Below are 11,786 nucleotides of genomic sequence, written 5' to 3' on the forward strand. Positions count from 1 at the left end.
AAAACGCCGATCCCTCCGCGACGCTGATCGGTGGATCGAGGCTTAGAACGTCCCCCGTACGTCACTGGGTGCAGCACAACTTTTGACGGAACACGCCTCAATAAACTGCTTCTGGTTTCCGCGGGTGCTTACCTGCTTGTCGATGTCCTGCACCTGATCGGGAGGTCCACACAGACCTATCACGACAATCTGATGTCGGCCGCGGACAGAGTATTCGGGGACGGGTCCACCACTGTGGAGATCAACCCTGGTGTGGGTCTATGGAGCATCGTGGGCCCCCTGGCGGTGCTGGCGGTCTATGCATTGATCTACTCCTACCCGCGTAAGGGCAAGAACTGGGCCCGCGTGACCGGGATCGTGTTGGCCTGCCTCGGATCAGCTTTCTCATTGGTGGGGTTCTTTGACGCATTCTTCTACGGCCTGTACGGAATCGTGGTTGCGCTGGCCATCGTGGCCTTTGTGGCCGTCAACGTGGTGTGGATTGTTGCGGCCATTCGCGGCCGCTGACGGAGTCGAAAGAGGCTCGAACATGACCAACGCACCGGATGGGCACAACCACCAGCAACCGTCTGTTCCCCCTCAAGGTTCCCCGGGGCCACAACCGGGCCCCCGTACGGCCAACCGCCCGGACCGTATCCGCCTCATCCGGGTTCCTATCCCGGTCAGTAGCAGTACTGACAGTGGTACAACCCTTATGCCGGGCCACAGCCTGCCCGGCGCATCAACAAAGCAGACCTGGTGCGCAAACCGGTGTACTTGCTGCTGTTGATCTCTGCGGCGCTGTACGTGGGCGAGCAGGTGGTGGGCGTCTTGGAACTGGTGATCAGGAGTCAGCAGTTCAGCTCGGCAAACACCGGAGCCATGATCGGCTCCAGTGTGATGGGTGTGGCATTCAGTGTGTGCATCATCGGTGCCCTCTACATGGTGGTCCTGATCCCCATGATGCTGGGCCACAACTGGGGCCGCGTGGTGGGTTATGTGTTTGCGTCCTTGGGCACCCTGGGGGCGATCCTCAACCTGGTGTACCTGATTGGTCTCCCGGGCCCGCTCTGGATTCTGAACGTGGGCGTGGAACTGCTGTTCATTGGAGTGAACATCGCCTGGATCGTGGTGGCCGCCAAGACCTGGGAGAAGCCCGCGGCTGCCCCCTATCCCTGCCCGCCGTTGCACTAGGCTGAGCTCATGTCGGCATCGGCAACTTCACCCCTGCGCCAGTTCATTCGCAAAGCCGTTGTGCGCACCGCAGTGGGCCTGGTGGGCGCTCAAGCAGCCACCATCGGTGGCCTGGTGGGCTACGACGCCCTGACCAAGAAGCAGCGCAAGACCCGCTCCGGGTTCCCCAAGCCGGGGCATTACGGCACGGACGTTGCCAACTCTGACGTTGACGTCTTCACCTTTGGTGCGGATCTGTACGACGACATGCTCACGCAGATCAACAACGCCACCCACAACGTCTTCCTGGAGTCCTTCATCTGGAAGGACGACGAATACGGGCAGAAGTTCCTGGACGCCATCAACCGCGCCTCCGAACGCGGCGTGGATGTCCGTGTGGTTTATGACGGCTTCGGCAACCTGGTGGTGCCCAACAAGTTCTACCGATTCCACCGTGACGTCCACGTCTACCGGTTCCCCGTCTTCCGCCCGCGGTTGTTCATCACCCCGCTGCATGCTTCCGGTCTGACCCACCGCAAGTTGTTGATCGTGGATGACAACGTGGCCTACATCGGCGGGTACAACCTGGGTTCCACGTACGCCACCGAATGGCGGGACACCCACCTGAAAGTCACCGGCCCGGATTCCTGGGTGCTGCGTCAGTCCTTTGTGACCGTGTGGAACACCGTGGCTGCCAGGGAGGACCAGATTCCGCGCATGGATCCCCCGGAGTGGGATTCCCGTGTGCGCTGCTGGTCCAATCTGCCCATGCGCCGGGTGTACCCCATCCGCGGCATGTACTTGCAGGCCATTGACCGCGCCAAGGACCACATCTACATCTCCACCCCGTACTTCATCCCGGATCACCAGATTCTGGATGCCTTGATTCGCGCGCAGGGGCGTGGTGTGGATGTCCGCATCATGGTTCCCATGGACTCCAACCACGTACTGGCGGACTGGGGCTCACGCGGGTTCTACGTGACTATGCTCAAGGCCGGTGTGACTCTGTTGCTCTACAAGGGCGCCATGATCCACGCCAAGACCGCCACCATTGACGGTGTGTGGTCCACGGTGGGCACCGCCAACATCGACCGCCTCTCCCTGTCCTTCAACTACGAGGTCAACCTGGAGATCATCGACAACGACCTCGCAGCCGTCATGGAACGGGTCTTTGAGGTGGACAGCTCCAACTCCCACCGCTTGACCCTGGACGAGTGGCAGGCCCGCCACCCGCTGGCCTGGGTGGGGGAGACAGCCCTGGCGCCCTTGCGCCCACTGCTCTGAGCGTTCTCAATCAACGACGACGGCCGGTGGAAACCTTGGAGTCAAGGTTTCCACCGGCCGTCGTCGTGAGAGGCGTGGAGCTCAGCCAGTCGTTGCAGGCGGAGCTCAGTGGTTACGGGCGGAGCTCAGCCAGTAGTGGCGGTGCGAAGTTCAGTCGTTGCGGTGCGCTGCCCACGCTGCCAGAAGGACAAGTGCCACAACGGCGCCTGCCACCACCAGGCCGACTCGGTCGTCCGCGTACCAGGCGTTGGCCTCCTGACCGTACTGGGGCGGCTTGGAGCCCTCCGGGCGGACCCAGGAGTTGCCCTTGACGGGAGCCCCACCGTCGGCGTCGCGGGAGGTCTGCGAAACTTCAGCGGCCCCTGCGTAGCTGGCTCCGCGGTCCTTGGCGTGGCCCTCGTTGTGGCTCACGTGGCGATCCTGCCCGGCGTTGTCCACGGCGTTCACACCCGGGGAATCCGGGTTGGAGCCGGGCTCATGTCCCTTGTGGACGGTGTTCTGCAGCCCGCTGTTCGGGTTGGCCTGCTCGTGCTGGTCATGTCCGGGGATCGGGTTGTGCGGCATCGTCGCCTCCTGTGCCCGCGGGGGCATCGCTCGGTTTCAGGTCAAGGGAAGTCTGTCAGGGCCGCCACGGTGGTGGCTGCCACGTTCTCCAAGATACGGCCATCAGTCACCTGATGGCACGCCACGGTGTTCAGCTGACAGCAATCTGGCCCGGCACCTGGGTGAGGTGCCGGGCCAGATCGGGAAGTCTGGAACTTCAGTCAGTCAATGACGGTGATGTTCGCGGCCTGGAGACCCTTGGGGCCTTCCTGAACCTCGAACTCAACGCGCTGGTTCTCTTCCAGAGAACGGTAGCCATTGCCGTTGATGGCGGAGAAGTGCGCGAAAACGTCCTGCTGAGAGTCATCGGGGCTGATGAAGCCGAAGCCCTTGTCAGCGTTGAACCACTTGACAGTGCCGGTCTGCATTATTGCTGGTCGATCCTTCCGGAACGGTAACGGGCGCCGACCTTCGGCGACCGATTGCCGTCGTTGTGCTCCTCACGACTTGGTCCCGGTGGACAGTCGGCCGCGAACGGCGGGGCGCCCGCGACTGCGAGCTCATTTACAACAACTCCCCATGACGGTACACGAGGGAAGGCCCTGCGGTCGCTTCCGAGTCACAATTTGGGGTTCAGGTGCGGGAAGTTGCCACCTGGTCCATGCAAGTGCACTGAAAAACACCCAATTTTCCGGTGATGCGGCACGTTCAGGAAACGTTGAGGCGCTCTGGGGGTAAATACCAAGCCCATTTCAGGCTCATGTCAGGCGGGGGCGGTTAAGTGGTAATCACCTCGAGAAGAGGACGGCAGCTCCGACTGGAGGGTTCGGATCTGCTGAGCTTCCTGTGGCAACGATGACGGTGGTGGTGCGTCGTCATCAAGAGCCTTGCTGCAGGAGGGGGACAGAAGAGAGCCGCTTGCCACTTGACCCCTGAGTGGTAGGCGGCTCTCTCTATGCGTTGAGGCATCCATTTCAATAAGTGAAGTGTGTTTCCATGCGTTTGCAGGTATTGTCCGGCTTCAAGGAGAGAATCAGCTCACCTGATTCCCGCATCAGGTGAGCATCGGGGTAGTGGGGATCAGGGGGTGATCCTGCATGAACTCATCGGCAGGGCAACCGGTGAAGTTTCCAGACGTGGGCAGCGTCAGTGCTTGGCGTGCCCGCATCCAGTTCCGTGATGCGCACGGAGATCTTGTGGCCATGGCAGACGGCCCCCTTCAGCGTTCTCTACACGGTGTACGTGAGGTCTTTCAGCACTGCCTGGTTTCTGCCATGGCAACCATGGAGTCTTCCCAGGACGCCGGTGGCAATGACCTGGCGGTGGGGTACATGGCCATCACCACGGGGGACTACGCCTTGTGGTTCGACATCTTTGACCGGCGCCGGCGGTTCAAACGGTGGTTGACCACCAAGGAAAGCTGGGATGCAGCGGTGGATGCCGTCTTGCGGGCCGCCTCCTCCGAGCTGATGGCGCTGCTGCGAGGGATGTCCATGGCCATGAGCTCAAACACGGAGGGACTGATGATCCGCCCGGTCTCAGGGCCAGAAGGTGTGCAGTCCAGGGTTGAGCTCTCCGTCCCGGGTCAGCAGCCGGCCAGGCTCTCCTCCGCCCTGTGGGAGTGGTGCAGCGATCCCCTTGGCTCCAACGCAGTGCGGGACATGTTCGCCGTTCTCCTGGCGCAGGACGTGGCTTCCGTGGATGTCCTTCTCTACCCGGGCACTGAACATGAACTGCGGGTTCGTCTGGACGCCTCGCCGTCGTTCGTGGAGTTTGTGCGCGGGGAGAACCCAACCTCAGGCGCCCGACCGTAGGATGTTCCCGGTCCCTGGAAGTGTTGACCTGTCATGCAGGAAGAGGAGCGCCCGGTGAAAGCCACTGTGTACATGCGCCGCACGGCAGCTGTGGTGGCAGCAGCATCACTGCTGGTCCTGGCTGGGTGCCGTACCGGTGAGGAGTCCACGGACGTCACCGGACGCATGAACTCGACCGCTCCCGCCAGCCTGCAGATCCAAGTGGCCCAGACATCCGGACACGATCTGACCATGGCCGCCGGTGGTGTGGGAGCCTCACAGCTCGGCACGCCCTCACCTGAAGCTGATGATTCCGCATCTGCGTATCTTGCGGAAGTGGATGACCAGGAAAGCGCCCAGACTCGGGAGAGCGCCGAATCCCTGGTGGATGATCTGGGCCCCGGCCGGCACGTGGTGATCGTGGACAGTGCGGATGCCACCCCGGTGGCCACGGGGCGGTTGGACTCCGGTGTTGCCACCCACCCCGCATTGGACGACGGCACCTACACAGTGGCCCTGTTGGATGTGAACGGCAACGGCTGGGTCTCCGGAATAGGCGTGGTGGAGATGACGGTCTCCGGCGGCGTCATGACCGCAGCGGTGCCTGAGACGCTCACGCGCACGTTGCCGGTGGTGCTGGAGCAGGCCACGGCCGGTGAACTCATGATCAATGCCTCCCCCTCCGCCCAGGAAGCGGCCCAGGAAATTTCCTGGCGTCTGGAGGGGTCGAACGGCCAATCTTCTGAGGGCTCCGATCCCAACCGCACCACGGTGGAGCTGGGTGCTGATGGTGACTACACGCTGGAGATCCGTGCCGCACGCGAAGGTGCGCCAGAAGTCATCCTGCAAAGCGTCCGCTACACGTTTTCCGTCACGGACGGCCAGGTCAGCTCCTGACACAGTTGTGGGGCCCGCACCGGATCGGTGCGGGCCCCACAACTGTGTCAGGTGACCTCAGCTCTTCAACGACGACGACGCGCCGTCCCAAAAATCGACCGAGTGATCTCCCGGCCAAGCGCCGTTCCGGCTGAACGCATCATGGAACGCACGGCGGGGTTGTCCAAGAACCCGCCGGACTTGCGAGGCTCGGCCTCCCGGGAGGACTCAGTGTTCCTGCGTTCCCGGGGCTGCTCAGGTGCTGATTCCGGTGCCTGAGCCTGTGCAGTCTGCTGATCGGCCTTCTCCAGGCGGGCCTTGAGAATCTCGTAGGCCGACTCGCGGTCAATCGCCTCCGCGTACTTGGGCGTCAGAGGGGAAGCCGCAATCACGGTGTCGAACGTGGAATCCGGTGCCACGTCCATGAGGGACTGCGGGGCCCGCATCCGGGTCCAGGCAACGGGGGTGGGCGCGCCGGTCTCGGACAGCACGGTGACCACGGCCTCACCGGTGCCCAGCTGGGTCAGCAACTGCTCAAGGTCGTACTCGGAGGACGGGTACGTCCGGGCGGTGGCCTTCAAGGCCTTGGCGTCATCAGGGGTGAAGGCACGCAACGCGTGCTGGACGCGGTTGCCCAACTGCCCCAGCACCTCTGCAGGCACGTCCTTGGGGGTCTGTGTGATGAAAAAGACGCCCACACCCTTGGAGCGGATCAACCGGACGGTCTGCTCGATCGAGGACAGGAACTCCTTGGTGGCGCCCTTGAACAGCAAGTGGGCCTCGTCAAAGAAGAACACCAGCTTGGGCTTGTCCACATCCCCCACCTCAGGGAGGTCCTGGAACAAGTCAGCCAGCAGCCACATCAAGAACGTGGAGAACAACTCAGGGCGGGAGGCCACGCCGGGCAGCTGGAGATTGGAGATGACCCCGCGGCCGTCGTCGTGAATCCGCAGCAGATCAGCGGTGTCGAACTCAGGTTCGCCAAAGAACACGTCAGCGCCGTTGTTGGCAAAAGTGGTCAGTTCGCGCAGGATCACGCCCGCGGTCTGCGGGGAGACACCGCCAATGTTCTTGAGTTCGTCCTTGCCCTGGTCCGAGGTCAGGAACTTGATCACTTCCCGCAGATCCTTGAGATCCAACAGGGCCAGGCCGGCTTGGTCCGCGTAGTGGAAGATCAAACCCAACGCCGATTCCTGGGTCTGGTTCAGCCCCAGGACCTTGGCAAAAAGTACCGGGCCGAAATCGGTGACCGTGGTGCGGATGGGCGCACCCTTGCCCTGCCCGCCCAGGGTCAGGAAATCCATGGGGGCGGACTTGGGCTGCCAATCCTGCTCAATGGCCTGCGTGCGCTCCTCCAGCTTGGGGTTGCTCTGGCCCTCCACGGCGATCCCGGACAGATCCCCCTTCATGTCTGCCAGGAACACCGGCACACCGGCCTCAGAGAGTTGCTCCGCCATCATCTGCAAAGTTTTGGTCTTCCCCGTGCCGGTGGCTCCGGCAATCAGGCCGTGACGGTTCATGGTGGCCAACGGCAGGCCGACCTGAACATCAGCCACGGGCTCCCCGTCCGCCACGGCAGCGCCCAGATTCAGGGTGGGGCCGTCAAAGACGTAACCGGTGCGGATGGCTTCCAGCTGTGCATAACTGCGCGTGTTTTCGCTCACGGCGCTGAGTGTACCGCCAGGCCTTGAGTTCCGCCTGACTACTGGCGACCCTCGATGCGCTGAACCAACCTGCTGCCCGTGGCCACCAGGTAACGCTCCGTGACGGTGTTCAACAAGCCGGGGAACCGACTCCATCGCCGCGCAGGGCGACCGGCCACACTCAGCGTGATGCGGGTTTGTGTGGGATTTCCCGGGACGGGCTCCCAGGCAATCGTGGTGCGAGCGTCCACGGGACCCCGGGTGGAGCGCAGCACGATCTTCTCGTTGCGCTTGAACTGGGAGACCACCGCAATCCACGACGGCGTGAACGGACCCAAGGCGAGGGGGTATTCCAGGACGGTTCCCGGGGCGATCACCTCAGTGGACGACGACGTCCGGCCGCCCGGGGAGGCCCAAAACCCCAAGAACTCCTGCGCATCCTCCATGAAATGACCTGTTGCCTCGACGGACAAGGGGATGTCCACCGAGTGGGAACAGGAGTACGGCTTGGGGGGACGCATGGAGCTCCACAGGGACGAATGTGATTTCGATGCTAAAGAATAAACCCTGCGATTGTTTTGCGGGTCCCCGGGCCCAGAAGTGAGGACATGTGTCTCACATGCGGCTCTGGGTGAACACCCCTGGCCGAGCTCCCCGCCCGGATGTCAGCGTGTTCCACATGACGTTGCGTTGGGGTCGCCTTCAAGGGGCGGCCACGAGGCTTGAGACAACGCGGAAGGAAGAACCATGACAAACGTTGTTCTGATCGGTGGACACGGCAAGGTGGCCCTGCTGGCAGCCCCGCTGCTGGTGGAGGCTGGAGAAGAAGTCAGCTCCTGGATCCGCAACCCGGAGCATGCAGCTGAAGTGGAGCAGACCGGCGCGGAAGCGGTGGTTCTGGACGTTCAGCACGCCTCCACGGATGAGTTGGAGCGCGCCTTCGAGGGCATCGACGTCGTCGTCTGGACCGCAGGCGCCGGTGGCGGAGACCCCGAACGCACCTGGGCCGTAGACCGCGACGCCGCAGTCCGCACGGTCGATGCCGCCGAGAACGCCGGAGTGGGCCGTTATGTGATGGTCTCCTACCTGGGCGCCGGGTTCGATCACGGTGTGCCGGAGGATGATTCCTTCTACGCCTACGCACAGTCCAAGGCCGAGGCGGACGAACACCTGCGCAAGTCCTCCCTGCGCTGGACCATCTTGGGCCCGGGCAACCTGACCCTGGAGGAACCCACCGGAACCATTCGCGTGGTGAACGACGGTGAAGACGTGGAGGAGGCTTCCACCTCACGCGCCAACGTGGCCCGCACCATCGTGGCCGCAGTGAACAACGACGCCTCCGTGGGCCGCATGGTCCAGTACACCGACGGCGACCAGCCGATTGAGGAAGCATTCGCAGGCCAGTAACTCAGAACCACATGGTGAGCCCCCACGTTGTGACGTGGGGGCTCACCATGTCTATGAAGGGGGCGCTGCAAAGCACGCAATCGCGGCATCCAGCCATTCACCGGTGAGTGCCTTCCGTGCGGCTGCGGCATGACTACTATCGGATTCGCGGATCCGGTGTCCGCTTGCCGTAGACGAAGGAGTCATTGTGAGCGGTACTGCCCCCGAGGCCAGCAAGGTCCCCTTACCCCCACTGACCCAAGGGCCACACAGCCGCCGACTGGGCGTGGTGGCCATGGTGGCCACCCTGGGTGGGTTGCTGTTCGGCTACGACACAGGCGTGATCAATGGTGCCCTGGAGCCCATGGCAGCGGAACTCGGCCTGGAAACCACCGCGCAGGGTGTGGTGACCTCAACCCTGCTGTTCGGGGCGGCCGTGGGTGCGTTGAGCATAGGGCGACTCTCTGACGCCTGGGGCAGACGCAGCACCATCCTGTTGCTGGCCGTCATGTTCTTTGTGGGTGCCATCCTGTGTTTTGCTGCACCCAATCTGATCGTTCTGCTGGTTGGCCGCGCCATGTTGGGCCTTGCAGTGGGTGGCGCCTCAGCGGTGGTCCCGGTTTTCCTGGCGGAATTGGCTCCGTACGAGATCCGGGGATCGCTGTCCGGGCGCAACGAGCTGATGATCGTGGTCGGTCAGCTGGTGGCCTTTGTGATCAATGCAGTCTTGGGCAACGTGCTGGGGCATCTGGACGGCGTCTGGCGCATCATGCTGGTCATGGCCGCAATCCCTGCGGTGTTCTTGTTTGTCGGGATGCTTCGGATGCCGGAATCTCCGCGCTGGCTCATGGTCAAGGGCCGACAGGAGCAGGCCTTGGCGGTGCTGCAAACCATTCGTTCCCGTGAGCGTGCTGAAGCCGAAGTGGCAGAGATCCAGGCGCTGATCAACCAGGAGCATGCCGAGCGCGTCACTGGATTGCGCAGTGTTCTGCAGAACAAGTACCTGCTGCGCATCCTGCTGGTGGGCATTGCCATTGCGGTCTTCCAGCAGCTCACCGGCATCAACTCGATCATGTACTACGGCACGATCGTGCTGGGTGAAGCCGGTTTCGACCGTAGCGCCGCTCTGGTGGCCAACATCGCCCCCGGCGTGATTGCCGTGATCGGCGCCTTCATTGCGCTGTGGATGATGGAGAAGATCAACCGGCGCACCACCATGATCACCGGTTACACCCTCACCGCCACGTTTCACGTCCTGATCGGTGGTGCCTCCCTCCTGATCCCCGACGACGCCGCAGCCCGTCCCTACGTGCTCCTGGTGCTGATTGTGGGATTTGTGGGCTCCATGCAGACGTTCTTGAACGTGGCCACCTGGGTGTTGCTCAGTGAAATCTTCCCCCTGCACATGCGTGCCGTGGGCATGGGTGTGTCCGTGTTCTGCATGTGGATCATGAACGGCACGTTGGCGTTGTTGTTCCTGCCTCTGGTCCGTGGCCTGGGTCTGACGCCCACGTTCTTCGGCTTTGCGGTGATCAACGTGGTGGCGGTCGTGGTCTTTTGGAAGTTCCTCCCGGAAACCCGGGGGATTTCCCTGGAGAAAGTGGAAGAGGGCGTCACGGCCGGTCAGATCTTCAAGGGGCGCGGCCGCGCCTGATGCTCGGCGGCACGGATACGATCATCTGATGACCAACAAACGTGGCCCTTCCCTGGCTCTGGTGGCAGTGGCCATCCTGGCCGCCGCCATCACCTTGCGGCCCGGGGCCACCTCCGTTGGGCCAGTCTTGGCAGAGATCACCCAGGGCTTGGGGCTCTCCAGCGCATCGGCTGGGGTGCTCACGGCGCTGCCGGGATTCATGTTTGCAGCAGCCGGTTTGATGGCCGTTCCGCTGTCACGCAAACTCGGCATCGGGTGGTCCATCGGTGTGGGACTGGCCTTGGCCGCAGTGTGCCTGTTGATGCGGCCCTACCTGGGCTCGGGTGTGGTCTTCATTCTGTTGAGTGCGCTGGCCCTGTCCGGCATGGCCATTGGCAATGTGCTGGTGCCCGCAGTCATCCGGACCTTCGTCCGGGACCGGCCGGCGTTCCTGGCTGGGGTCTACTCAACGGGCCTGGCCGTGGGTGGTGCGGCTCCACTGCTGATTGCGGGTCTGCTCCTGGCAGCCGCAGGCGGTTGGCAGCCCGCGTTGGCTTTTTGGGGTTGGCTCTCCGTGGGTGCCGCCGCACTGTGGGGCGTGCTCCTGGCACGTTCCAGGGGCATGCTGTCCAAGCCCGGTCGCCGGCCCAGAACCGTTCAACGGCCCGTAGCAGAGGAGCCTCCCCTCACCTCGGCTGAGCTGGAAGTGGTTGCCCAGGTGGAACATCCCAGCGCCCATGTCAGCATCTGGAAGTCTCCAACAGCTGTGGCGCTGGCATTCTTCTTTGGTCTGCAGTCCACCAATGCCTACGTCCAGTTCGGATGGATGTCCCAGATTTACCGTGATGCAGGACTGAGTCTGGGCTACGCCTCAGCGCTGGTGGGCGTGATTGCCGTCCTGGGTGTGCCGGGTGGCTTTGCCATGTCCTGGTTGGTCTCCAACTCGCCGCGCTTGTCCTTCTGGATCACGGGGATGGGAATGTGCATGGTGGCCGGTTACAACGGTCTGCTGTTCCTGCCCACCACTGTTCCCTATGTCTGGGCCATCCTCCTGGGGTTGGGTTCCTTGGCCTTCCCCACTGCTCTGGCCTTGATCACGGAGCGTTCACGTGACCCTCGGGTCACGGCTCGGGTCTCCGGTTTCATCCAGCCGGTGGGCTACCTGATGGCTGGTTTCGGACCGCTGTTGATCGGCCTGATTCACGGATGGACCGGTAGCTGGACCATCCCATTGGTTCTGATGCTGGCGTCGTCGGTCCCCATGGCCCTCTTCGGCCGCAAAGTGGCTCGGGGGCGCCATGTGGACGACGAACTGGCCGCCGCCGCCTAACCGTTGCGGCCGTCGTGCCGGGTGGGCGGGGCCGCCATGCAGGCCTCGGCGATCAGATCCACAAGCCATGCCGTGCCCGCATTTGCGGCTCTTCCGAGTTGCGGTGGGGGTGAGAGGCGCGCCGGTATGAGCTTGGCTGCGGGGTG

General features: G+C 63.1%; 12 protein-coding genes. 8 read left to right on the top strand and 4 right to left on the bottom strand.

Features of this window, described 5'->3' with window-relative positions; all coding sequences use genetic code 11:
• The first annotated feature begins 192 nt into the window (after positions 1 to 192).
• From L979_RS08160 to L979_RS08170, 3 genes are all read left to right on the top strand, one after another.
• A complete protein-coding gene (locus tag L979_RS08160; protein ID WP_052209680.1) occupies positions 193 to 507 on the top strand; it encodes a hypothetical protein in 315 nt (104 codons plus the stop codon).
• A gap of 231 nt (positions 508 to 738) precedes the next feature.
• The gene (locus L979_RS08165; RefSeq protein ID WP_047691421.1) at positions 739 to 1,173 is read left to right on the top strand and encodes a hypothetical protein; all 435 of its coding nucleotides are present in this window, start codon (positions 739 to 741) and stop codon (positions 1,171 to 1,173) included.
• Positions 1,174 to 1,182: 9 nt separating this feature from the next.
• Positions 1,183 to 2,436: a phosphatidylserine/phosphatidylglycerophosphate/cardiolipin synthase family protein gene (locus L979_RS08170; RefSeq protein WP_047691424.1), complete on the top strand. Its 1,254-nt coding sequence runs from the start codon at positions 1,183 to 1,185 to the stop codon at positions 2,434 to 2,436.
• A 150-nt stretch (positions 2,437 to 2,586) separates the two neighbouring features.
• Here L979_RS08170 and L979_RS08175 read toward each other — a convergent pair whose 3' ends face one another.
• Together L979_RS08175 and L979_RS08180 are read right to left on the bottom strand one after the other, a co-directional pair.
• Positions 2,587 to 3,000, bottom strand: coding sequence for a hypothetical protein (locus L979_RS08175; protein ID WP_047691427.1), 414 nt, complete (start codon positions 2,998 to 3,000; stop codon positions 2,587 to 2,589).
• 200 nt (positions 3,001 to 3,200) lie between these two features.
• Positions 3,201 to 3,407 (bottom strand): cold-shock protein, encoded by a 207-nt coding sequence (locus L979_RS08180; RefSeq protein ID WP_047691429.1) that lies wholly within the window; start codon positions 3,405 to 3,407, stop codon positions 3,201 to 3,203.
• Positions 3,408 to 4,253: 846 nt separating this feature from the next.
• On the opposite strand from L979_RS08180, the gene L979_RS08185 reads away from it, so the two are divergent.
• Together L979_RS08185 and L979_RS08190 are read left to right on the top strand one after the other, a co-directional pair.
• On the top strand, positions 4,254 to 4,793 hold the full coding sequence (locus tag L979_RS08185) for a hypothetical protein (RefSeq protein WP_231559462.1): 540 nt from the start codon (positions 4,254 to 4,256) through the stop codon (positions 4,791 to 4,793).
• A 54-nt stretch (positions 4,794 to 4,847) separates the two neighbouring features.
• Positions 4,848 to 5,669 (top strand): hypothetical protein, encoded by an 822-nt coding sequence (locus L979_RS08190; RefSeq protein ID WP_156125501.1) that lies wholly within the window; start codon positions 4,848 to 4,850, stop codon positions 5,667 to 5,669.
• Positions 5,670 to 5,734: 65 nt separating this feature from the next.
• On the opposite strand, the gene L979_RS08195 is transcribed toward L979_RS08190, so the two are convergent.
• Together L979_RS08195 and L979_RS08200 are read right to left on the bottom strand one after the other, a co-directional pair.
• Positions 5,735 to 7,312: a helicase HerA-like domain-containing protein gene (locus tag L979_RS08195; RefSeq protein ID WP_047691437.1), complete on the bottom strand. Its 1,578-nt coding sequence runs from the start codon at positions 7,310 to 7,312 to the stop codon at positions 5,735 to 5,737.
• A gap of 38 nt (positions 7,313 to 7,350) precedes the next feature.
• Complete coding sequence (locus L979_RS08200) at positions 7,351 to 7,812, bottom strand: hypothetical protein (protein ID WP_047691440.1); 462 nt, start codon at positions 7,810 to 7,812, stop codon at positions 7,351 to 7,353.
• Positions 7,813 to 8,038: 226 nt separating this feature from the next.
• Here L979_RS08200 and L979_RS08205 point away from each other — a divergent pair, with 226 nt between their 5' ends.
• The 3 genes from L979_RS08205 (at position 8,039) to L979_RS08215 (ending at position 11,640) form a co-directional block, all read left to right on the top strand.
• Entirely contained in the window at positions 8,039 to 8,698 is a 660-nt protein-coding gene (locus L979_RS08205; protein ID WP_047691443.1) for an SDR family oxidoreductase, read from the top strand.
• 187 nt (positions 8,699 to 8,885) lie between these two features.
• Positions 8,886 to 10,331 carry a sugar porter family MFS transporter gene (locus L979_RS08210; RefSeq protein WP_047691445.1) on the top strand — a complete coding sequence of 482 codons (1,446 nt, stop codon included), beginning with the start codon at positions 8,886 to 8,888 and terminating at the stop codon, positions 10,329 to 10,331.
• Positions 10,332 to 10,359: 28 nt separating this feature from the next.
• Complete coding sequence (locus tag L979_RS08215; protein ID WP_047691447.1) at positions 10,360 to 11,640, top strand: MFS transporter; 1,281 nt, start codon at positions 10,360 to 10,362, stop codon at positions 11,638 to 11,640.
• The last annotated feature ends 146 nt before the right edge of the window (positions 11,641 to 11,786 follow it).

Source organism: Kocuria sp. ZOR0020 (genome assembly GCF_000800955.1).
Taxonomy (GTDB): Bacteria; Actinomycetota; Actinomycetes; order Actinomycetales; family Micrococcaceae; genus Kocuria; species Kocuria subflava.

Bases quoted from the DNA above. Each gene is read 5' to 3' on its own strand.
- L979_RS08170 (WP_047691424.1), top strand. From the start codon at position 1,183: ATGTCGGCATCGGCAACTTCACCCCTGCGCCAGTTCATTCGCAAAGCC.
- L979_RS08175 (WP_047691427.1), bottom strand. From the start codon at position 3,000: ATGCCGCACAACCCGATCCCCGGACATGACCAGCACGAGCAGGCCAAC.
- L979_RS08215 (WP_047691447.1), top strand. From the start codon at position 10,360: ATGACCAACAAACGTGGCCCTTCCCTGGCTCTGGTGGCAGTGGCCATC.
- L979_RS08205 (WP_047691443.1), top strand. From the start codon at position 8,039: ATGACAAACGTTGTTCTGATCGGTGGACACGGCAAGGTGGCCCTGCTG.
- L979_RS08185 (WP_231559462.1), top strand. From the start codon at position 4,254: ATGGCAACCATGGAGTCTTCCCAGGACGCCGGTGGCAATGACCTGGCG.
- L979_RS08180 (WP_047691429.1), bottom strand. From the start codon at position 3,407: ATGCAGACCGGCACTGTCAAGTGGTTCAACGCTGACAAGGGCTTCGGC.
- L979_RS08200 (WP_047691440.1), bottom strand. From the start codon at position 7,812: ATGCGTCCCCCCAAGCCGTACTCCTGTTCCCACTCGGTGGACATCCCC.
- L979_RS08160 (WP_052209680.1), top strand. From the start codon at position 193: ATGTCGGCCGCGGACAGAGTATTCGGGGACGGGTCCACCACTGTGGAG.